Below are 21,908 nucleotides of genomic sequence, written 5' to 3'. Positions count from 1 at the left end.
TTAAAGTTTAGTTTTTTGCCCGCGATATTTCTTCTTTAAAAAATTCGCCGAGCGCTTTCATCCCTTCGTCTATTTTTTCTTCGGAAGCGTTTGAAAAATTCAGCCTTATAGTGTTTTTTCCGCTTCCGTCAGCATAAAAAACACTTCCTTGAATATATGCAACGTTGCGCTCCACCGCCCTATGCAAAAGCTCGGCAGTGTTTATATCGCACCCGTCGAACTCTCCCCACACAAACAATCCGCCTTCGGGGTTTGTGTGAACGAATTCGCTCGGCATATATTTTTCTATGCCGCGCATCATCGCTTTTTTACGCGACGCGTACAGCGGCAAACTATCTTCTACCGAACGCTTTAAAAGCCCTCGTCGGCAATACTCCGCAGCTATAGCCTGAGCAAGCAAGCTTGTGTGCAAATCCGTTCCCTGCTTGCAAATAGCCATTTTCCGTATTATATCGGGGTTGCCCACCGCACCCCCGACGCGCAATCCCGGCGAAAGAATTTTGCTGAACGACGCCAAATAAACAACGTTGTCGCTTTGAGCGAAAGAATACAGCGCGTTTACTTTTTCACCCGAAAAGCGAAGCCTTGCATACGGGTCGTCTTCGAGCACGGGGATTCCGTATTTTGCGGTGACGAAAGCTATTTCTTTGCGGTTTTTCTCCGAATACGTTTTGCCCGTAGGATTTGAAAACGTGGGCACAAGATAAACGAATTTCGGCTTATGTAGTTTAATTTTCGCCTCTAAGTCGGCAACGTCTATCCCGTAGGCGTCGGCGCGAATTCCCACAGCCTTAGCCTCGTAAGAATTGAAAATTTGAAGAGCCGCAAGGTAAGTCGGATTTTCAACCAAAACCGTGTCGCCCGCATTTAGAAAGCTTTTGCACATAAGGTCTATGCCCTGCTGCCCGCCGCTTATCACAAGAACGTTTTCACGCTCGGCGCAAACTCCGAACTCTTTAACGGTTTGAATAACGGCGTCGGCAAGCGGCGGATAACCTTCCGTTGTGCCGTATTGCAACAACTTATATGCGTCGGAAGCCGAAAGCAGCTCGCCGCAAATTTCTTTCAGTTCTTTAACGGGCAAAGCTTCGGTTGCCGGCAATCCGCCTGCGAACGATATAATTTCGGGACGCGACAATAACTTGAATATCTCTCGCGTAGCCGTGCCGTTCATATTCGCCGTTCTGTCGGCAAAACAAAATTCCATTCGTTCGTCTCCTCGTACTTTTTTAATCGCAATTACAGCGCGTAAACCTTTTTGGGAAGATACTTTATAATCAAAAACGCCGTTATGCCAACCGTAAGCCCCGCCACGATACTCGCCGCGAGCATAAAAGGAAGCATAGCCATAAGATTGGTTTTAACCACCGCGCTCGCCACAGCCACCTGCACGGCGTTGTGCACGGTTGCGCCCGCAAAACTTATGCTCATTATGCTAACAAATCTGAAAAGAAAATGATATAAAAGTATTTGCACCGTAAGGCTTATAAATCCTGCGGGAACGCTGTATATAAGAGCCGAAACGTTGCCTCCGAAAACGCTTGCAAGCAAACATCTGAGAGCCAAAATAAGATATGCGTCGGCATAGCCGAGCAAAACGAACGCTAAAAGAGTAACAAGATTGCCGAGCCCTATTTTTGCGCCCGGCGCATACGGAAGCATTGGAGGAAGCATTGACTCCACAAGGTTCAAAAGCAAAGCTACTGCGGTCATTAAAGCTATTCGCGTTATTCTTTTCGTTCGCACGGTACGTCTTTCGAACCTCCTTTAAAAATTTGAGTAGTCTTGCAAACAGCCGCCTAACGAGTTTCAGCCTTTTCCTACCGAACCCGCCAAATCGCCGCCGCCTATAACGGTTATAACGATTCCGTTTTGAGCGCACACAATACTTTCGCCGACTCTGCTCACTTTGCCCGTTTTTACGCAAGTTTTATTCTTGCAATCCGATTCCGACACCCGCACGCAACCGTCGCGAATCTCCACAGTTAGGCAATCGGATATTCGACGCGTAGCGTTTTCTCCGAGCGGCAGCACTATGCGCATATCGGCGCCGACTATTTCCACTCCGCTCCCCTTTTCGCCGAAAACCGTGCAAACCAAAAATACGGTTAAAGCTATTGCGGCGGCGAGAACAACAACGTCGAGCACCCCCATAGGAAACTTTTTGGAGCGTATGGCGTCAATCTTCTTTTCATCCAACGGAAAATTCCTCGACAGAATATTTTTTGTATGCGGAATAATTATCCTTTTGAATAAAATATTCCTCGCCCGATTCGTCGCTTTCGGTAATCCCCACCAAAAGCATTCTTCCGTCTTGCGTAACAAGTACGCCGTTTATGCCGCGCGCTTTCAAAAATTCGACCGCGCGATTCGGCTCCATAAGGCACACCGCAGTGGCGTAAGCGTCCGCCTTAGACGAATCCTCGCACACAAGCGTTGCCGACACTATATGCCCCGTAAGCGCCTTGTAGCCGTCGCCGTCGAACTCTATTCCGAGCGGCAACCCCGTATTGGAATTAACTATGTGCGGCACGCACATCAATTCGCCGTTTACAATAGTTTCGTAATAGCGTACATAGTCGCCGCTCGTTACAAGCGTTTTATCGGCGGGAACGGAAAGCGCGCACATGTCGCCGCCCAACCCGCCGCGAGGACGCGGAGAGGTTACTCCCACAGCCCACCGAACGTACTTTCTTTTTTCGGGATGGTACCATTCGCCGAGAACGCAAATGTTGCCGCTTATATTGATTAGCGCCGATTCCACGCCGTGCGATTTCGCTATTTTTATACATTCGTCGGCGGCAAATCCTTTCGCTACGGCGCCTAAATCAATTTTAAGATTTGGCTCCGACTTCGAAATATAATATTTTCCGTTACTTGATTCAAGATGCAAATTGCTCGGCTCGCAGTGAGACGCAACCTTTTTCACTTCGTCGGCTTGCGGCGGAGAAGGCGCCTCGCTCGGCAAACACATGGAATATTTGTTCAGACCCTCAGTGTGCACGTTCCACAATTCCGCAAGCGGATACACCGCTATATTAAACGCGCCTTCGGTATCTTTGCAATATTGAACGGATTTTTCTATTAAAGCGTATGCGCTTTCCGAAATCTCCACTTTCTCGTTCAAATACTCGTCGGTGCCGTCCGAACCGAGCGCGTTAAACCTACTTATGGCGCTACCCGACAGCGTTAAGCTCATTTCGGAATTTATATCTTCCATAAGCGCGAGCATTTCTTTTAGCGCCCCGCTCTCGTCGCCACCTCTGACGGCGGCTCTAAAAGTTATACCCGTGCCGAAAACTTCTTTGTTACACTGCGTGTAATATTTGAACGCGGGCAAATCGTCGTAGTACCCTTGCGAACAACCTCCGAGCGCCGCGACGCAAATAAGAAAAATAGCAATTTTGATTTTTTTTAACAAATTAAGTCCTTTTCGAAAGCGGCGGCAATTTTATCATTGCGCCGAAACAAATATCATTCCTATTGTGTCGGGTCCGCAATGGCACCCCACGACCGGTCCGACAAGCTGTTGCCAAATTTCCGCGTCGGGATATTTTTCTTTTATCATGTCAACCGTAATAGCCGTGTCGGCGTCGGTGTCGGCGTTCATAATAGCTATCGGATAGTTTAAATCCACTTTGTCGCCGTCCAAATAATCCACTACGGTACGCAACGCCTTTTTGCGCCCTTTCGCGTTGAGAATATTCACAAGCCGACCGTCCTCCGACATGGAAATTATGGGCTTTATACTGAAAATCGTGCCCATCATGGCTTTGAACGCGCTCAACCTGCCTCCGCGCTTCAAATAAACAAGGTCGTCTACCGTGAAATACACTTTAACTTTTTCTCGGAAAGCCTCTACGAATCGTATCACTTCTTCGTCGGAAGCGCCGTCGTTATGCTTTTTCGCGGCATAATACATAACCATTCCCGCGCCCATACTGATATGCTTTGTGTCTACGGCGGTTATTTTGCGTTCGGGATATTTTTCCGACAAAGTTATTATAGCTTTTTCCATAGAATCGAACGTGCCCGACATTGCTCGGGAAAAATGCACATACAAAACGTCGTCGCCGCCGGCGAGCACAGGCTCGAAATATTCCAAATAATCGTTTTCGTTAAGAGCCTGAGTTTTAACGTTAGCACCCTTTCGCATTTCGTCAAAAAAAGCGCGGTTGTCGGTATTGCGTCCCAAATCATAAAATCTTTCTTCGCCGTTTACCGTATACGGCATTTTTATACATTCAACGTTCAACTCGTCAAACCGCGAAAACCATATTTCTCCGTTTGTGTCGCAAAAGAATTTGCTCATAATTCTCTCCTGAAATCAAATATTTATTCGCTTGCGCACATTTGTTTTTTTCAAAACTCTACGCAAAAAGTTTGCGGACAACTATTGCCCTTGAATATAGTATAGTATAATCCGCCGCAATAATCAAGTTTTTTACCCCAAAAGAATGAGCAAAAACCTACTTGTTACAAATTTTAACTGCGTTTTCGAATTTTAACGCGAAAAAGTTTGCTTCCCGCAATAAAAAGGGTTATAATTTAAGTATGGTATACGTCGCTTTTATTTTATTGGCGACAGCGGTGGTGTTCTTATCCATAAAGCTGTCTAAATACGTTGACCTGCTCGACAAAACGACAAACGTGTCGGGTGCGTTTATAGGCGGAGTTTTGCTTGCCGCCGTAACGAGTTTGCCCGAGCTTTTCACAAGCCTTTCGGCTGTGTTGTTTTTAAAGCAAAACAATCTCGTAACTGGAAACATTCTCGGCAGCAACGTGTTTAATCTTGCGGCGCTCGGAATTTGTCTCGTTATAATGTTCAGAGGTTTTTCAAACTCGAAAATAAGCAAGCACTATGTTTTTACCATACTCGCATGCTTGTGCGTTTACGGGCTAATATCCGTTGCGATTTTCGTAAAAAATACGCCGAAGCTCGGTTTTGTGAACATTGTGTCGCCGTTCATATTCGTTATTTACGTCGTGTCGCTTTTTATCACTCCGAAAACCGAAGAACCCGAAGAGAAAACCGAATCGCCGCTATCCAAAAAACAACTTCTTTTAAGATTTATCGCCGCAGCCGTGTTGCTCGTTGCGGTTAGCATAGTTATAACTTATGTTTCCGACTCAATCGCCGAAAAGCTCGAACTCGGCAAAACGTTCGCCGGCGCTTTATTGCTCGGGCTCACCACCTCTCTCCCCGAGCTTGTGTCTACGGTGTCGCTGTGCAAACGCGGCAATTTCAACGCGGCAACTGGAAACATTCTCGGCAGCAACATATTCAACTTTTTAATACTTTTTATAGCCGACTTGCTGAGCTTCCGAAAAGGCAATACCGACGTTTACCCGCACTTTTTAAACGGAGCCGAAGGCTTTCAGGCAATGCTGTTGCTCGTGCTTGGCGCCGCCGCCACAATAGCGGCGCTCGCAGTGGTTCTCGTTAAAACTTCCGCGCCCGAAAAAAAACTGCTCGGAAAAACCGCCGCGATATCAGGCGGAACAGTTATGACTTCGGCATATCTGTTGTTTTTGATTTTGTCTACCACGCTTACGGGTATAGCTTAAAAAACTTTACACGCCTCAACACGCTGAAAAAATCCGAGTAAATTTACTCGGATTTTTTATATTTCTCTACTCTTTCGGCAAAGCGTCTATTCGCAAAACCTCAATCTCATCTTTTTCGGCGGCGGAATTTTGCCTTTTGCTCATTTTGCTCCAACTTATAAAACCGTAAGCATCAAGAGCCGCGAAAGACACAAAACAAACCACAATAGGCAAATACACAATATCGCGCGCGGCGGCAAGCGACCAAAGAGTTATAAGCACAATGTCGTTTAAACCGTAGCCGAGCGCATAGAACCTGCTTCTGCGAGCCGTTAAATATGCCGCCGAAAACGACGTAAGCACCGATAAAGCGCTAACCGCAAGATTGGGCGTTTTAAGCGCTTTAAGAATAAAATAGAAAGCAACCGTAACGCCCGCGCTCAAAAACGCGAACAAACACCATTCTTTTTTAGACAGAACGTTTACTTTAACTTCGCTTTTATTTCCTTTATACGGATTTTTGAGCCACGAAACAAGCGCGACTACCGCAATAGGCAAACTCATGCCGAGATATGTAATCATTTCGCCGTAATACTTAAACGAATAAGATATAACTCCGTAAAACACGCTGAACACAATAATAAGAATTTGTCCGAACGGATTTCCCTTAGACACGAGAACAAGAGCGGCAATTCCGAGCAACGAACCCACAAGATAATGCCATTGATTATTTTTAAACACTATAAAGCAAACGGCGACGGCAACCGAACTTATTGCCCAAATCAACCACTCGGCAACCGTAAAACTCTTTAAAAACTTTGTAACTTTTTTACACAAACCTTTTTCCTCACAAAAAACGGCATCTTCCCTACGTCTGCTAAGACCTGACGACGTAGGCAAAATGCCGCAGCATCGGCAACCGCTCGGTAGTGGTCGCCTTTCTTTTTCCGTTCGGTTAAATTATAGCAAGCCTTTATGCAAAAGTCAAGCTTTTAGCTGTAATACCTCAGTTCCTCAGCGCAGTCGCAAATCGAACCCGCGCACTCGGGGCAATAATCTTTTCCGCAAGAAGGGCAATGCAACGCCTCTTCGGGTGCTATTTGTTTATGACATTTCATGCAAACCATAAGCTTAGCATACCGCAATTTAGCCCGAGCTATTCAAACCCTATACTTCCGCAACCGCTTTAATTCTTTTTTTGAGAAAACTTTATTATGAGCACCGACACATCCGCGCTGGTAACTCCGCTTATGCGCGAAGCCTGCCCCACCGAAAGAGGTTTTATCGCGTTAAGTCTCTCGCAAGCTTCCGTCCGCAATCCGCCCACAGTCAAATAGTCTATGTCGGTGGGAAGAGGCATGTTTTCAAGTCTCATATGTTCCCGCACAGCCCTCGCCTCGCGTTCTATATATCCTTCGTAGCGCACTGCGGTAACGGCTTCGAAAACCGCCGTTTTCGACAGTTTTTTTTCTTTTAACAACTCGAACACGGTTTCCCATTCGGCTCCGCGCTTAACTGCGTCGGCAAGTTTCAATTTTGCCGAATTTGCGCCGCCGAAAGGCTCTGCCGGTATTGATATTTCCCGCAGAGCTTCCTCCGCTTCACGAACCTGCTTTTTCAGTTTTAAATATGCCGCTTTTCTCTTGCCGAACAAAAGCCCCGTCTCGACGCCTATATCGCCAAGACGCAGCTCGGCATTGTCTTGCCTTAAAATCAGACGGTGTTCGCTTCTTGCCGACAACATTCTGTAAGGCTCTTCGGTTCCTTTGGTAACAAGGTCGTCGCACATAACCCCTATATAAGACTGTTTGCGCGAAAACACTATTCCGCTCTGTCCGCTCGCATAACGCGCCGCGTTTATTCCCGCAACAAGTCCTTGCGCCGCCGCCTCTTCGTAACCGCTCGTTCCGTTTATTTGCCCTGCAAAGAACAACCCCTCTATGCGCTTGTGCGCAAGCGTAGGATAAAGCTCCGACGGGTCTATACAGTCGTACTCTATCGCATAAGCGTCGCGCATTATTTCCACTTTTTCAAAACCGCGAATGGAACGGTAAACGGGAAGTTGAACCGACACGGGCAACGACGTGCTTATGCCCTGAACGTACATTTCCTTAGTTCCGTCGCCCTCAGGCTCGAGAAAAAATTGATGTCTTTCGCGGTCGGCAAACCTAACTATTTTATCCTCTATGCTCGGGCAGTATCTTGCGCCCGTGCCGTGAATCAACCCGCCGTATTTGGGGCTTAAATGCAAATTCTCACGAATAATTTCGTGGGTGCGCGGATTCGTGTATCCCAAATAGCAAACACGCCCTTTTTTATTCACTTTACCCGACGATAACGAAAACGAATACGGAGTATCCTCGCCCGGCTGAACTTCGAGCGCCGAAAAATCTACGGTGTCGGCATTTATGCGCGCGGGAGTTCCCGTTTTAAAACGGCGCAACTTTATGCCGCAATCGCGCTCGAGCGAACGAGAAAGGCTGTTCGCTCGGCAAAAACAAACGGGACCTTTGTGCTCGATTACTTTTCCTATAATTATGTCGCTTTTAAGATATACGCCGCAAGCAAGCACAACGCACTTCGCTTTTATTTTTTGCCCGAGCACCGTTTCTATTCCGCACACCTTGCCGCCGCTAAGCAAAACGCGCTTAACTTCGCCCTGCCGTAACGTAAGATTCGGAGTGTTTTCGAGCACGCTTTTCATGTAGCGGTGATACGCGTATTTATCTACCTGAGCTCTCAGCGAGTGAACGGCGGGACCTTTGCTTTTGTTTAGCATGCGCATCTGCACGCAACATGCGTCGGCGGCAAGCCCCATTTCGCCGCCGAGCGCGTCGATTTCGCGCACAAGATGTCCCTTAGCCGAACCGCCTATGCTTGGATTGCAAGCAAGATAACCTATGTTATCGAGAGTTATGCTTAAAACCGTTACGCTCGCGCCCAAACGGGCAAGGGCGAGCCCCGCTTCTATTCCCGCGTGACCCGCTCCCACCACCACCGCGTCGGCGCGGTAGTCTGCCGTTGTAGTTTCCTTATTCATAAATTCCTTTAAATTGAGTTAAAAATAATACGCCCTACATCATTATATCCACAATCGCGCGAACAACGCTTCCTTCGTTGGCGCCGTAATCTCGCATCTGCCCGCAACGGTTGAGCACGTCTTTATTCGGGAAAAGCATATCGATATACATTTTTTTCCACTCCTCGCTCGTACCGCTGAACACGTTGTCCTCGTCTTGGGGATTCATGCTTTCGTATTCCTTTTTCAATTCGTCGTAAGCCGCAGCTACCGGGCTTATAGCTCCGCAATACAAGCTGTTTGCGATTGCCGCTTCCTTAGTGCATAAAAAGCGCAAGAAGTAGTTTGCCGCTTTCGTATTCTTCGCATACTTCGAAATAACGAAGCTGTCGAGATATACGTTGCCTCCCTCTTCGGGAATGGTGAACCATAAATCCTTATTGCCGGGCATAACGTTGCCGTCGTCGTTTTCATAGTCGCTCATAACGTAACCCGCGTCGCACGACCAAAACAGCCCCGCGTCGCCTTTGTTGCTCGCCATAGCGAACTTACCGTCTTCGTTATCCCAATGCTTTCCGTTGCCTTTCCAAGCTTTAAGCGCCTGCTGAACGGCAGATACGTTTTCTGACGAAGTGTCGTTAAACACGTTTTGAACCGCTTCTTTTTGAGCCGCGCCAGTAAGGCCGCGCAAACTTTCGCGCTTAACGTAAAGGCTTGCCGCATGATAGGTGTCGCGCACCGAGCGTTTAAGATATAAAGTTTTATCGCGGTTGTATTCGAACAAATCAGCCCAACTCGTGAGAGGTTCTTCAAAGCTTTTAGCGTTATACATTATTCCGAAAGTGCCGAACATATAAGGCACAGAATATTTAAGCTCGGGGTCGAACGTTTCGGTAATTTCAACGTATTCCGACTTAAACAATCCGTCTGCGGATATATCGAGCTCCACAGGCACGCATAAACCGTCTTTAATCATCTTTTCAATCATATAATCGGACGGACAAATCAAGTCGTAGTCGGCGTGGTCCATAGAAATTTTGGTATACATATCTTCGTTGGAATTGAAATCGGTCATAGAAACTTTAACCGTCTCGCCCGTTTCGGCTTTGTACCACTTTTCGAATTCCTCGAATAAATCTTCGTCCATATACTCGCCCTGACTGAACAGTTTGAGCTGCTCGCTGCGTTTTGTGCAACCCGTCATAAAGCTTAACCCGCTAACGGCAATAGCCGCCGCCAAAACAAAAGTCAACAATTTTTTCATTACGTTTATTCTCCTTTACTTAACCTTTTATATAACGCGCACGCAAAACAAAGTTTAGCCCGCGATTGTTTTTCTTACCGCTTATGTTTTGCGGGCGCAGGCATATTTCCCCTGCGCGTTTTCGCTTTGCCCGCAATATTCACGGCTATTAGCACCACGAGCACGGCAACGAAAATAATAGTGCTCAACGCGCGCACAGCAGGCGGCACGCCTCTTCTAATACTGTTGTATACGAAAGTCGAAATCGTTTCAACTCCGTCACCTCTGTTCATATTCGTAACAACGAAATCGTCGAGGCTCAAAGTAAACGCGAGCGCAAAACCCGACACCATTCCTTTTATAAGTTGGGGAAATATCACTGTGAACATTGTTCGCGCGGAACTTGCTCCCAAATCGGTGCCCGCCTCGAACAAGTTCGGATTGAGCTGGCTTAATCGGGGGCTTACAGTTAAAATAACGTAAGGCACCGTTATAACCGTATGGCACACTATAAGCCACGCAATTCCTTTTTGCACAACGTTGCGCAACAGAATAGACAACAGGAAAAATCCTACGGCGGTAACGATTTCGGCGTTATACACGGTGAGTTGCGACACTATGTTAGCCGCTTGCTTACCGCGCTTTAAATAGAAAATACCGACCGCGCTTACGGTGCCGAGTATTGTTGCAGCAAAAGCCGAAATAACTCCTATTAAAAGCGTGTTTCCCGCCGCCGTCAAAAGCTTTTCGTTTTCGAACAGTTGCTTATACAGTTCCAAGCTAAAAGGTCCCGATTCACCAACGTTCTTACTGTTTATAAACGAATACAAAATAACGAGCGCAATCGGCAAATAAATTACGGCAAGCGCAACTATAAGAATAATCCAACCCAAAACGGTGAAAACTTTTTTCTTAACGTTCATAGCGTGCCTCCGCGAGTGAGGGCGCTGTTTTCGGTTTTGCTGCGCGAACGCGCCGCGATATTGCCCACAACCATAACAATAATAACGAGCACCAACAACACGAAAGCGAGCGCGGAACCTACTCCCCACTGATTCGACGCTATTAACATATCTATTTTGCCGCCTATAACCGACGTGTTCGAATCGCCCATAGTTTCGGTTATGGCATACGCCGAAAAGCAAGGCATAAACACCATCATAACGCCGCTCATAATGCCGGGCACCGAAAGCGGCAAAGTCGTTTTTAAAAACGTTTTAACTCCGTTCGCTCCCAAATCCCCCGCAGCTTCGGCATAGCTGTGGTCAAGATTTACAAGAGCCGTATATATCGGCAAAAGCATAAAAGGCAAAAAGTCGTAAACAAGCCCTATGATTGCCGAGCCGTACCCTTTTTCTATGCCGAGCATTCCGAGCAAAGACTGCAACGCGAATATTCTCAGCATAAAATTCATCCACATGGGCACCACGAACAACAGAGCCAAAATGGCGTATTTGTTAAAAGGCGACGAAGCGAGAATGTACGCGAGCGGATACGCTATTAAAAGGCAGAGCGCGGTTGCAAGCAAAGACGTGCCCAAAGTTTTTAAAAGCGACATATAATTTGTGGGATTAGTAAACACGTCGGCAAAATTAGCGAACGTGAATCCGCCGTCGTCGCCGCGAAACGCATAAATCAAAAGCAGTATTAGCGGGAACACAACGAATATAACGCAAATCGCCGCATACGGGAGAGCGAAAATTCCTTTACCCACACGAACCTTACTCATTCGCCGCTTCCTCCGTTCTCGCGTCTTTATTAGCTTCTTCGTCTTCGGGTTCGTCGTATTTCTCCACAATTAAATCCTGCGGCTTTATTAAAATACCCACGCGGTCGTCTATATCCCATTCGTCGGGAGTGTCAACGTATATATCGTCGTCGTCGTCGGTATACACCTGCACTTGATAATAAGCGCCTTTATACAAACTTTGCCCTATGTTGCCGCCTATAACGCCGTCGCGCTCGTCGTCGGTAAGCTCTATTTTATCGAACGCAACACTAAGCTTAACGCGAGCGCCTTTTTCAAACTGCTCGGAGTTTTCGAACTCGAAGCTGCCGCCGTGAAAGTCTACGGTGTTTTCGCCGTCTACCGTAGTTATAATTTCGTTCACGGTGCGCATCTTTTTCATTATGTGTATGCCGTCCGGCTTTATTCCGAGTTCCACTTTGCTGTCGGGCGAAAAGCTCTCGGTACTTTGAACAGTAAATTCGTATTCGTTTGTGGCTACGTTCATTTCGTAATAAGTACCCTTAAACACCACGCTCGTAACCACGCCTTTAAGCTGCCCTTTGCCGCTCCCGTCGGGATATACGAAAATATCTTCGGGGCGCACAACAAGGTCCACGCGTTCGTTTCGACCGAAACCTTTATCTTCGCATTTAAAATCGGCGCCGCAAAAACGAACCTTATAATCCTCTTGCATCTCTCCCGAAAGTATATTGCTTTCGCCTATAAAGTTAGCCACAAAAGCGTTGGCGGGTTCGTCGTAAATCTTTTTGGGAGTGCCCATTTGCTGAATAACGCCGTCGGAAATAACCACCACTTTATCCGACATAGTGAGCGCCTCTTCTTGGTCGTGCGTAACGTATATAAAAGTTATGCCGAGTTCGTCGTGCATCTTTTTAAGTTCGAACTGCATTTCTTTGCGCATTTTAAGGTCGAGAGCGCCGAGCGGTTCGTCTAAAAGCAAAACTTTGGGTTCGAGCACAAGCGCGCGGGCAATGGCAACGCGCTGTTGCTGACCGCCTGAAAGCGACGTTGTGTCGCGGTGACCGTAGCCCTCGAGCCCCACGAGTTTTAGAACGCGGTTCACCTTTTCGGCAATTTCATTTTTGGTGAATTTGCGCATAACGTCTATGTGCGCTCCCGTTTTGGGATTTAACACGGGCTCGCCTTTTTTGTCGCGCTTCACGTCGGGAATACGCTTTAGCTTAAGCCCGAAAGCTATATTCTTAAACACGTTCAAATGCGGAAAAAGAGCGTACTTTTGAAACACGGTGTTTATGGGGCGCTTATGCGGCGGTAATTCGGTTATATCTTTGCCGTCGAGAAATATATTGCCGCTCGTAGGCGTGGCAAATCCCGCAATCATGCGCAAAAGAGTAGTCTTTCCGCAACCGCTCGGTCCGAGCAACGTAACAAAGTCGCCGCGTTTAACGGAAAGATTCATATTATCCACAACGGTGACGTCGTCGAATACCTTCGTCACGTTGCGTATTTCTATAATTTTATCGAATTTAAGCGCGCCTTTCGCCGACGCTTCTTCGCTACGGTTACTTGCCGAACGCAACGGTTTTTCTGCCGCAAGCATAACTTTTTCAGCCAACTTAATTATTCCTCCGACGTGTTTCTTTCACCCGCTAAAAGTTTGGCGGACAACTTATCCATATGACGCGCGCGACGCTTTTGCCGCAGTTTTCTATGCTGTGAGCTTTGCCGCTTCTAAAATAAAAAGAAGCTCCCTCGCCCACCGTATGAACGCTCTTGCCGAGCGTCAGTTTAATTTCACCGCTGAGCACAAACCCGTATTCCTCGCCGTCGTGCGGCAAATCCCGTCCGCTCGACTTTCCCGGTTTTAAAGTCATGAGAATGGGCTCCATAGAGTTTTTTAAACTCGAAGGAACAAGCCAACGGATAAAGCACCCGTCAGTTTCTTTTTCGAACGTATCCTCTTCGGTGAAAACAACCGCTTCGGTTTCGTCGGCGAAAAAGTCGGTAAGGCTGCAACCCAAACAGTCGAGAATATCTTTAAGCGTGGTTATGCTCGGACTGTTCGCGTCGTTTTCAAGCTGCGATATATACCCTTTTGTAAGGTCGCACCTGTCGGCAAGCTCCTCCTGAGTGAGCTGGTTTTTCAACCGCAATTCGCGGATTTTAACACCGATTTCCATCCGTCTCCTTCGGTTTAGTAATTGTAAACCCCATGTTTAATATGTTTACTTTTACTAAACTTTAAGTTTATTTTTACTAAACCTCGAATATTATATACTTTCGCGCGAAATATGTCAACCGTTTTATATATGTTTTTTAATAAAACGGCATAAATGCGCGGCAATAGCTTCCGCAATGTTCTACTCGGCGACTTTTACGAATATACTATCGTATAAAAGCGCGCAAAAGCCGAACATTACCACAACAACAAAAATGCAATACATAAAACAGAGGTCAAGTATTATAATGATTAAAATAAGTGATTTTCTCGGCAAACCTCTTATTTCAATATCCGACGCAAAATCCGTAGGATACGTTTCAAACGTTTGGTTCGACGGTAAGTTACAATATGCAAAAACCGCCGAAATCACGAACGACGACGACGATTATCCCGAAAGAGCGTATGTAGAACTTCGCTATATGCAATGCGACGGCGACGCCGCCGTAATAAAAACGACCGCGCATATATCCGCTTCGAACCTTGTGTCTGCAACAACGCCTTGCCCCATAAACCGCCGAAGCTTTAACCAAAGCGGAAAAGCGCTCGGACACGTTCGAGACGTTACAATCGAGGGACGAAACGTGCAGCAGATTATATGCGACAAAGCGACTTTCTCGCCGAAAGAGTTGCTCTCTCTCAGCGAAAATCTTTGTATTTTCAACGACACAGGTTCGCCGATAAAGCTTGCGAAAGCGCGAGTGCCCCGCCCCTCGCGCACTGCCGAAAAAACGCCCGTGCAAATACACACGAGTGTACAAACCCCCAAAGCTCCTCAATCTATTACCGTAACACGCACTCCCGGAGTACCCGTTAAAGATTACAGCTTTTTAATGGGCAAGCCCGTTCATTCCCCCGTTTTAAGCGGCGGACGGGTTATAATTCCCGCAGGCACCGTAGTGAACGAAAAAATCATAGAACTTGCACGGCGCGAAAACAAGTTGGTGCAACTCGCGCTGCGAGCATATTAAATTGCAACCGCCCGCATATTTTAAATTGCAATAACCTAAATATAAAACGTTATTCCCCGCCCCGCGCACATCGCGGGGTTTTTTAAAACATAACTGCGCAATAATATTGACTGCGCGCCGTAAAGGTGTTAAAATAAAAGCAATAACTACGCGAGGTAATTATGGATAATATAAATAAAATCGAAGAAGCCGCAGCAAAGAAAAAGAGCGGACAATATAACTGCGCGCAAGCCATAGCTTGCACATATTGCGAACACGCGTGCGTAGACGAAAACACAATGAAAGACATAGCGCAAGCTTTCGGCGTTGGAATGGGAACGCTCGAAGGAACGTGCGGCGCGATTATAGGAGCGGGAATAGTTCTCGGAATGGCGAACAAAGACAAGCTCAAAACGGCGCGCGACATGCGCGCGATTATAACCGCTTTTAAAGAACGCAACGGAACCGTAACTTGCAAAGAGCTTAAAGGCGTAGGTACAGGCAAAGTTCTGAGAGAATGCAACGACTGCGTAAGAGACGCCGCAGAATTTCTCGAACGCCAACTCGAATCCGACTGCGAATAATAAAATCGCAATAGCTTGTGCGCTAAATATTTAAATAACATATTCTGAAAGACGGGCAAAAAAACAAACTACGGTTGAACTTGGTTTGCCCCGATTATCCCGACGAGAGCGGCGGCGAGGACGAAAACGGCGCAAAAGAAAAAGAAACCGAAAACTCGGTTTTCTCTCGGGGTGTTCGTGTATCCCTGTTATGGTGCACCATACGCAACCTAATTCGAATATTAGGTTGCGTTTTTCTTTTGCATTTCATAGTTGTTCAGTTTAACGCCTAAACGCTCTACTTCTTGTGCTTTAACTACGACATACCCACGCCTTTCAAAAAACGGCTTTGCAGTAATTGAAGAATAAGTCTTTATTATTGATAAATCTTTCTCTAATTCATTACATAAAGCTGTGGCAACGCCTTGTTTTTGATAATCTTTGTGTACAAAAAGCAAGTCTAAACAACCCGATTTATCGATACTACCAAAACCTATAATTACGCCGTTCATTTCAGCAATTAAAGTATTTTGATTTAATAAATCGTTGTGCCGTATTTTTAAGCTGTCGGCATTATTTGCCCAAACTGAAAGTTGTTCCACCGTATAATCTTTTGCGTTGACGGAATGGACTGTTTCATAAAATAATTTTGACACTATATCGCAATCTTTATTTTTATATTGTCGTATAATCATAACTCAATTTCTATTTTGTAATTTTTATCAATTAAGATATATTCCAAATCATATTCTTTACAAAGTTTTAAATTTGTTTTATTGTCTGCTATCAAATCAGCCTTGTTTATGTCGGTTGTAATACGCTTTTCAATAATACTTTCGAATTTTAAAATTTCCGAAAAGTTATTTTCGATATATTCGGTAGTCATAATAAGACAAAAAAAATTGATTTCCTGCAAGTAACTTTCGTCAAAATCTTTTTGCCAATCAAATGGAATATAGCAACCTTCTATTATAATATTTTGTTTGTTCTCTATTGCAGTCTTTATCATTTCCTTTACTATCGACCACAGATACGGCGTTAGTCCTTTATCGTCATTTACCGTAAGCGAAGTTTTACCGCTTCTGATTAACCCCATTTTTAAATGGTCAATAGAAAAATACGGAATTTTATATTTTTCCATAAGCCGTTGCGATAAAGCTGTTTTGCCCGTATGCGTTGTTCCCGAAATTAAAATTACCATAAAAATATTGTATCACAAATTCGCTTTATTTTCAACTGTATTATAGGCAAACTCAAAATGGCGCTTGCGCTTAAATTTGCATATAAAAGAAAATAACCTAACCCGATACTTTCAGTAAGTATTCGAATTAGGTTATGAATGGTGCGCCATCAGAGGCTCGAACTCTGGACACCCTGATTAAGAGTCAGGTGCTCTACCAACTGAGCTAATGGCACTGAATTTGTGGAGCGGAAGACGAGATTCGAACTCGCGACATTTGCCTTGGCAAGGCAACGCTCTACCACTGAGCCACTTCCGCACAACGCCTATAAAGTATATACCAACATACGAAAATTGTCAAATCTTTTTATATTGTTTTTCAATCATTTCGGAAAAATCGTGCAGTTTTATACTTGTAGCAAAAGGTTACAAGTATTTTTTTATGGGAACGTAGCTAATTGTGAGGCAAGCGCGGCTCTGGCGCAGATGTAGGTTAAAATCCTATCGTTCTCGCAAAGTCCGTGAGTGGCGGCTTTGTAGTCACTCCCCCTTTGGCATTTTTAGGTGTTATAACCTCAGATATAAAATTTTTAAAGTCGTATAGACAAAGGAAAGATTTATGTTAGATAAAAAATTTGATTATGGCAAATTAAAAATCGGTCATAGGCTAAATATCAATAAGCCTATCAATCACGAAGAAAGAATTATTCAATACGGTATTCGTATGGGGTTTGTAGAAAAAGCAAAAGGATTTACAGGCGAATCCTTTTGGGAAGTTCAAATAGTGTACAAAGATGAAAATTATAAACTGCAATGCGATTGCCTTAAATTAGATGATTATACCATTGACATATTGCATAAGGGTAATATGCAAATTGAAATATAGCAGCGTTCTTTATATCTGTACAATATGGCGTATAGCCGTTTGTAAATAAATTTTTTAAGCCGAGAGGCAAAGGAGAGCCGAAAAATGGCAGAAGTAAAATTGTATAAGAAGTTGGCAACCTACAAAGACAAAAACGGTGAAGAAAAAACCGCTACGAATTTTTTCGTTGGGTGCGGCGACCAGTTGATTCCCGTTGAAGTCAAGTTCTTCGAGGATAAGGAAACAGGCGCAGATAAGAATTATCGTGTGCGTAAAACCCTATTGTCGGCATTTGCCGAAACACTCCCCGAACGTGAGAATAGCGGTAATAAGAAAAAAGCAAAAGACGAATCCGCCGTTGACGAAACAAGTGTGGGCAATTCGTTTTAGGGGTGAATTATGTTCATAGAAGTGACAAGCAAAGGTAATCCCCTACTTATCCGCATGAGCGATATTCTCATGGTTGGCACAGACAAAAACGGCACTTTTATATTCACAGAAAGTTTGGACGGTATAACGGTAAAAGAAAGTTACGAAGAAGTAAAAAATCTTATTGCTGATGCCGAATTACGCTATATGTCTTCTTCTAACGCATAGGTGTGTTAAAAAAATGACAAAACGTATAAAAAAGCGTAGGCGCAAAATGTGAATAAGTGCTAAAAGTTAATAAAATTGCTGTAACAAGTGGCAAAAACAATCAAAAATACATATATACAGCGCACCGCTTAGGGCTTGTCCAAGCGGTGCGCCAAAACGTATAAAATGTATAAAAAAACGTATAAAAAGAGGTGATAAACGTATAAAAAATAAATTCTAAAAAAACAAAGGGGTTAAGGTAATGGTTTTAAGGCAAATGGAAATCGTTACCGATGTGGATAAGTTACATGTAGATATTCAAGCAACCTGCATGAAGTACAAAACAATTAAGGAATGGGCATACATAAATCACGATAAAGACGATACACGCCCGCACTACCATATATATTTAAATTTTGGTACAAGCAGTTGTGACACCGCTATGGTCGCTAAATGGTTTGAGATAGAGGAAAACTTTATCGAAAAAGTCAAAGGTCGTAAAGCGGATATTCTACTATATCTTACACACGGCAACGACAGTCAACAAAACAAGCACCAATACTCCCCCGATGAAGTTATTGCGAATTTCGATTTTAAAATGGAAATCGAAAGCGCAAAAATTCTCGGAGACTTTGAAAAGTACAGTTACGCTCAACAACTCAAATATGTAAACAGTTTGCCGCTTAGTGAAAAGGCGCAAATGTATACTAAACTTAAAAAGCTGTGGGAATTGCATTGTCAATGCCTTACGCTTAAAACAGACAGAAAACTGCAAGTAGTATTCATTTGCGGTAAGGGCGGCACTGGTAAAACGTATTACGCGAAAAAGTTGCTTTCGGGTCAAAATTACGATTTTTGCGTTTCGTCAAGTAGCAACGACCCATTTCAGGATTATATGGGTCAAAAAGCAATCATACTCGACGATTTGCGCGACGATGTTTTTGACTTAGACGACTTATTAAAAATACTCGATAACGATACGTTAAGTTCGGTGCGTAGCCGTTTCGCAAATAAAGTGTTCAACGGCGAAATGATTGCGATTACTTCCCCCGTTCCGCTTGTATATTGGTATAAAAGCGGTACGGTTGTGCGAAACGGAGTTGCCCGCGAACGGCATATAGAGTTCGATACTCTCGACCAACTTTATCGCAGAATATCTTGCTATGTGGTTGTTACCGAAAAAGAAGTTGTTGTATATAACGAGGGCGTCGATAAATACGGAAAGCCAAAAGGCGACGGCGAAGTGTACGAAAATGAAGTTTATGGATTAAAAGGTGCGCAACGTGAAAAATTCGACTTTAAGGCGGCGTTTGACAAAATATGCAAACGCAAGGAAACGCCTAAACAAATCGTGTTAAGCGATTTGGTGGAAACAAACGACAATTTGCCGTTTTAACGGCAAAACAAAATAACGGAGAGTTTTAAAATGTTTGGTAAACCTGTAAAAGCCGAAAAGGCAAATAACTTTGAAGAAAAAATGTATAAAGCCTTATATGAAACAGTTCAAAATGCTTTGGAAAGTATTTTGAACTATGAATACAAAAAAAAGGTAGAGAACGGCAAAGAAATAATAGATTACGAGCTTACGGCGCGCATGATGAAAGCACAAGCTCGAATTTCGCTTGATTTAATCGAGAATATAGTAAAAGAAAAATCGAATTAGTTTGTCCTGGGTTACATTCCGGCGGTATTATCCGGCGGGTAGTTGCAGCGTGAATAAGCTGCGTGAAAAAAATATTATATTGGGAGTAAAGAATATGAAAAACGAATTGTACCGTCATAAAAGAAGTGACAAAATCAAATGGACTGTAACGGCGATTATGTTCGTGCTTTTTGCCGTGCTTATGGCGGGCGTATGTTTGCAGGTTTTTACTAAAAGCGATAAGCTAAAACCGTCGGAGTGGTTTAAAAAAGCGGACAAGCCGCAAGCGGAGCAAACCGCGCCCGAAACGGATAGTAACGTAAAAACATTTACACGCGAAGCAAAAATGTCGGAAGCGGAAACTTTGCCGTCAGAAATAGCCTCATTCGGCACCGACGTAACTTCACAATACAAAAATAAAATCACTTTAAAAAATGATAAAACTGGTCAAACAACAAATAAGGATGTATATGTGATTTTGATTAACGGTATGAATTACACTATATTTGTTCCAAAAAAATCGCCGTTTCAAGGGTGGAGTACCGTTTCTATTACAACAACGGACACTTCTTCTGGTAAAAATATCGACGTTCTGCATAGCATGAATGCCACAGAAAATTATGGCTCGCGCTCCCTACTGGGTCCGCCATCGGCAAATATTGAAATTTTATATACGGTTACCCCTGCAGCTCCGGAAATTTATAGTTGTTTATTGCCGGTGTATGACAGTCGCCTTTCAGAAATTGACCCCGACGCCGACGATTATAGCGATTTGGGCGAAGAGTTCGCCGAATGGGCTTATGACGATTTTGAAAAGCTATATTACTTGGGCACATTGACATTTTCGGGCACGCAAACTGTCGCACAAGGAAGTCTTGCTGGAATTCAAACATGGGGTTATAAATGGTCTAATCTTGTAGCCGATACAGGCGAATATGTTGCACAGCAATATACAAATTTTCAATTAGACAGTCGCTTTGCCTTTGGTTATGAAAGTTATTTTCAGGATAGTGCGTTTCGAGCGTCAGAAAACGAAGCTATTTTTTCTTTTGCTACTTCGTTTATTATACAGTCGCTTGAACAACGTTGTCAAATGGTGGAGTCTGCGGGGTTCCGTATATTCTGCGATTATGTTCGCGCCGAAATACCTCTCCCCGACGACCCCGTAAAAGAAGGCTATAATTTCGTGGGTTGGTATTACGGCACGGAAGACGAACACGGCGAAAATTGTACAGCGTACGACAGAGCGCCCATATATGAAGACACTAATTTACATGCTCATTGGGCGATTAAAACTTATAAGGTGACCCTCAATTCTGCGGGCGGCTCAAACCAAGAAGCCATTACGGTAAATTGGAATACTGCTGCAACTCTTCCCACTTCCAATCGCATAGGCTACGACTTTCTCGGTTGGTATCTTCCCGACGGGACGGAGTATACAAATCAACCTATAAAAGAAGACACTACACTTACGGCAAAGTGGAAAATAAAAACCTTTAAAGTAACGTTTTACGTCAACGGCGAAAAATATGCGGAAAAAACGGTTGAATACGGCTCTCAGTTCACACAAATTGCCGAAGCGGCAACCGCCGAAAACTTGCAAATTATGTCGGTACGCGCAAATAGCGGCACTCCCGTTATAAATCTTTCGGATATAACCGTAACCGAAGACTACGACGTTCAAGCGGAAGTTATGACGGGTGCGGATAAAGTGAAAAACACCGTTAAAAATAATTGGCTGACTATTGTGCTTTCGGCGGGCGGTTTAATAGCGGTTATATGCCTTGTGTCGGCTCTTTGCTCTCGCAAGAAAAAACGTTATAGGGTGTAATTATGAAAACGAAAACGATTATTTCAATAGTCGTATACGCAGTTCTTCTCGTCGTCGTGCTCGGCGTAGTGGCGTTTGTCTTCGCTTACATAAACAACGGACAAAAGAATTTTTATGTGCAGTACGGCGACGAAAAAATATCCCACAAACTTGAAAATGTGGAGCTTGAAAAGAACGCGACTTCCCTATTCTATTGCAAAAACGTGCTCGGCATAACCGACAAACAAGAACAAGCGACAAATTTTACGGTGCGCGTGCAAGCAAATTCGGAAGCTCTTTCGGAATACGACTTTACGGGCTTTACGCTCGACGGAAAAACGAAAGACTTTTTCAAAGGCACGGATATAACAAACGGATTTGATATTCAACTCGGCGAGGGGTATTTTACGTTGTATCTGCCCGAAACGCTCACGCTTATGTCCGTGCTCGAAAAAGTATATCCCGACGCGGAAATTGCGGGCGTTCCCGAAGTGGATTTGTATGCGAAAGAATGTTTATCGCTTATTGTGTATTGCGAACAGGAAAAAGCGACGGTGACAATAGGCTTTCACTAAGGCGGTTCT

The 21,908-nt window shown here is 44.5% G+C and carries 25 protein-coding genes and 3 tRNA genes; 11 read left to right on the top strand and 17 right to left on the bottom strand.

The features are described 5' to 3' along the window. Positions 1–7 precede the first annotated feature (7 nt). The 5 genes from NFR62_RS00470 to NFR62_RS00450 form a co-directional block, all read right to left on the bottom strand. Positions 8–1,207, bottom strand: a complete 1,200-nt coding sequence (locus NFR62_RS00470) for an aminotransferase-like domain-containing protein (RefSeq protein ID WP_251612108.1) — start codon at positions 1,205–1,207, stop codon at positions 8–10. 32 nt (positions 1,208–1,239) lie between these two features. After that, entirely contained in the window at positions 1,240–1,713 is a 474-nt protein-coding gene (locus NFR62_RS00465; protein ID WP_251612106.1) for a Gx transporter family protein, read from the bottom strand. A 96-nt stretch (positions 1,714–1,809) separates the two neighbouring features. Beyond that, on the bottom strand, positions 1,810–2,199 hold the full coding sequence (locus NFR62_RS00460; RefSeq protein WP_251612104.1) for a NusG domain II-containing protein: 390 nt from the start codon (positions 2,197–2,199) through the stop codon (positions 1,810–1,812). Next, positions 2,192–3,421 carry an FAD:protein FMN transferase gene (locus tag NFR62_RS00455; RefSeq protein ID WP_251612102.1) on the bottom strand — a complete coding sequence of 410 codons (1,230 nt, stop codon included), beginning with the start codon at positions 3,419–3,421 and terminating at the stop codon, positions 2,192–2,194. The genes NFR62_RS00460 and NFR62_RS00455 overlap by 8 nt, the downstream gene beginning before the upstream one ends. Positions 3,422–3,454: 33 nt before the next feature. Continuing rightward, positions 3,455–4,312 (bottom strand): DegV family protein, encoded by an 858-nt coding sequence (locus NFR62_RS00450; protein ID WP_251612101.1) that lies wholly within the window; start codon positions 4,310–4,312, stop codon positions 3,455–3,457. Positions 4,313–4,554: 242 nt separating this feature from the next. On the opposite strand from NFR62_RS00450, the gene NFR62_RS00445 reads away from it, so the two are divergent. After that, complete coding sequence (locus NFR62_RS00445) at positions 4,555–5,568, top strand: sodium:calcium antiporter (protein ID WP_251612098.1); 1,014 nt, start codon at positions 4,555–4,557, stop codon at positions 5,566–5,568. 66 nt (positions 5,569–5,634) lie between these two features. Here NFR62_RS00445 and pnuC read toward each other — a convergent pair whose 3' ends face one another. The 8 genes from pnuC to NFR62_RS00410 form a co-directional block, all read right to left on the bottom strand. Continuing rightward, the gene (gene pnuC, locus NFR62_RS00440) at positions 5,635–6,384 is read right to left on the bottom strand and encodes a nicotinamide riboside transporter PnuC (protein WP_251612096.1); all 750 of its coding nucleotides are present in this window, start codon (positions 6,382–6,384) and stop codon (positions 5,635–5,637) included. Between the two features lie 155 nt (positions 6,385–6,539). Continuing rightward, positions 6,540–6,665, bottom strand: a complete 126-nt coding sequence (locus NFR62_RS10120; RefSeq protein WP_275556866.1) for a hypothetical protein — start codon at positions 6,663–6,665, stop codon at positions 6,540–6,542. Positions 6,666–6,733: 68 nt separating this feature from the next. Further along, positions 6,734–8,587, bottom strand: a complete 1,854-nt coding sequence (mnmG, locus tag NFR62_RS00435) for a tRNA uridine-5-carboxymethylaminomethyl(34) synthesis enzyme MnmG (protein ID WP_251612094.1) — start codon at positions 8,585–8,587, stop codon at positions 6,734–6,736. 34 nt (positions 8,588–8,621) lie between these two features. Further along, the gene (locus tag NFR62_RS00430) at positions 8,622–9,830 is read right to left on the bottom strand and encodes an extracellular solute-binding protein (protein WP_251612092.1); all 1,209 of its coding nucleotides are present in this window, start codon (positions 9,828–9,830) and stop codon (positions 8,622–8,624) included. A gap of 74 nt (positions 9,831–9,904) precedes the next feature. Next, positions 9,905–10,732, bottom strand: coding sequence for an ABC transporter permease (locus tag NFR62_RS00425; protein WP_251612090.1), 828 nt, complete (start codon positions 10,730–10,732; stop codon positions 9,905–9,907). Continuing rightward, positions 10,729–11,538, bottom strand: a complete 810-nt coding sequence (locus NFR62_RS00420; RefSeq protein WP_251612082.1) for an ABC transporter permease — start codon at positions 11,536–11,538, stop codon at positions 10,729–10,731. Before NFR62_RS00420 ends, NFR62_RS00425 begins: the two co-directional genes overlap by 4 nt. Continuing rightward, on the bottom strand, positions 11,531–13,135 hold the full coding sequence (locus NFR62_RS00415; protein ID WP_251612080.1) for an ABC transporter ATP-binding protein: 1,605 nt from the start codon (positions 13,133–13,135) through the stop codon (positions 11,531–11,533). The genes NFR62_RS00420 and NFR62_RS00415 overlap by 8 nt, the downstream gene beginning before the upstream one ends. Before the next feature lie 34 nt (positions 13,136–13,169). Next, complete coding sequence (locus NFR62_RS00410) at positions 13,170–13,700, bottom strand: helix-turn-helix domain-containing protein (RefSeq protein WP_251612078.1); 531 nt, start codon at positions 13,698–13,700, stop codon at positions 13,170–13,172. A gap of 286 nt (positions 13,701–13,986) precedes the next feature. On the opposite strand from NFR62_RS00410, the gene NFR62_RS00405 reads away from it, so the two are divergent. Further along, a complete protein-coding gene (locus NFR62_RS00405) occupies positions 13,987–14,709 on the top strand; it encodes a PRC-barrel domain-containing protein (protein WP_251612077.1) in 723 nt (240 codons plus the stop codon). Between the two features lie 161 nt (positions 14,710–14,870). After that, positions 14,871–15,272, top strand: a complete 402-nt coding sequence (locus tag NFR62_RS00400) for a C-GCAxxG-C-C family protein (RefSeq protein WP_251612075.1) — start codon at positions 14,871–14,873, stop codon at positions 15,270–15,272. 221 nt (positions 15,273–15,493) lie between these two features. On the opposite strand, the gene NFR62_RS00395 is transcribed toward NFR62_RS00400, so the two are convergent. The 4 genes from NFR62_RS00395 to NFR62_RS00380 form a co-directional block, all read right to left on the bottom strand. Continuing rightward, on the bottom strand, positions 15,494–15,946 hold the full coding sequence (locus NFR62_RS00395; protein ID WP_251612072.1) for a GNAT family N-acetyltransferase: 453 nt from the start codon (positions 15,944–15,946) through the stop codon (positions 15,494–15,496). Continuing rightward, on the bottom strand, positions 15,943–16,452 hold the full coding sequence (locus NFR62_RS00390; protein ID WP_251612070.1) for an adenylate kinase: 510 nt from the start codon (positions 16,450–16,452) through the stop codon (positions 15,943–15,945). The genes NFR62_RS00395 and NFR62_RS00390 overlap by 4 nt, the downstream gene beginning before the upstream one ends. Before the next feature lie 139 nt (positions 16,453–16,591). After that, positions 16,592–16,667 (bottom strand) — tRNA-Lys (locus NFR62_RS00385). 8 nt (positions 16,668–16,675) lie between these two features. Beyond that, positions 16,676–16,750: transfer RNA gene (locus NFR62_RS00380), tRNA-Gly, on the bottom strand. A gap of 125 nt (positions 16,751–16,875) precedes the next feature. Here NFR62_RS00380 and NFR62_RS00375 point away from each other — a divergent pair. The 8 genes from NFR62_RS00375 (at position 16,876) to NFR62_RS00340 (ending at position 21,899) form a co-directional block, all read left to right on the top strand. Then, positions 16,876–16,944, top strand: a tRNA-OTHER gene (locus NFR62_RS00375). Between the two features lie 106 nt (positions 16,945–17,050). Beyond that, the gene (locus tag NFR62_RS00370; RefSeq protein WP_251612068.1) at positions 17,051–17,317 is read left to right on the top strand and encodes a hypothetical protein; all 267 of its coding nucleotides are present in this window, start codon (positions 17,051–17,053) and stop codon (positions 17,315–17,317) included. A gap of 84 nt (positions 17,318–17,401) precedes the next feature. Next, a complete protein-coding gene (locus tag NFR62_RS00365) occupies positions 17,402–17,686 on the top strand; it encodes a hypothetical protein (protein ID WP_251612067.1) in 285 nt (94 codons plus the stop codon). Between the two features lie 9 nt (positions 17,687–17,695). Further along, on the top strand, positions 17,696–17,893 hold the full coding sequence (locus NFR62_RS00360) for a hypothetical protein (protein ID WP_251612065.1): 198 nt from the start codon (positions 17,696–17,698) through the stop codon (positions 17,891–17,893). 241 nt (positions 17,894–18,134) lie between these two features. Next, the gene (locus tag NFR62_RS00355) at positions 18,135–19,268 is read left to right on the top strand and encodes a Rep family protein (RefSeq protein WP_251612063.1); all 1,134 of its coding nucleotides are present in this window, start codon (positions 18,135–18,137) and stop codon (positions 19,266–19,268) included. Between the two features lie 30 nt (positions 19,269–19,298). After that, the gene (locus tag NFR62_RS00350; protein WP_251612061.1) at positions 19,299–19,535 is read left to right on the top strand and encodes a hypothetical protein; all 237 of its coding nucleotides are present in this window, start codon (positions 19,299–19,301) and stop codon (positions 19,533–19,535) included. Positions 19,536–19,629: 94 nt separating this feature from the next. Beyond that, positions 19,630–21,345: an InlB B-repeat-containing protein gene (locus NFR62_RS00345; protein WP_251612060.1), complete on the top strand. Its 1,716-nt coding sequence runs from the start codon at positions 19,630–19,632 to the stop codon at positions 21,343–21,345. Between the two features lie 2 nt (positions 21,346–21,347). Continuing rightward, positions 21,348–21,899, top strand: coding sequence for a hypothetical protein (locus tag NFR62_RS00340; RefSeq protein WP_251612059.1), 552 nt, complete (start codon positions 21,348–21,350; stop codon positions 21,897–21,899). The last annotated feature ends 9 nt before the right edge of the window (positions 21,900–21,908 follow it).

This window comes from Pumilibacter muris (assembly GCF_943193045.1).
Taxonomy (GTDB): domain Bacteria; phylum Bacillota; class Clostridia; order Christensenellales; family Pumilibacteraceae; genus Pumilibacter; species Pumilibacter muris.
This window is presented reverse-complemented; position numbering and strand designations above follow the sequence as displayed.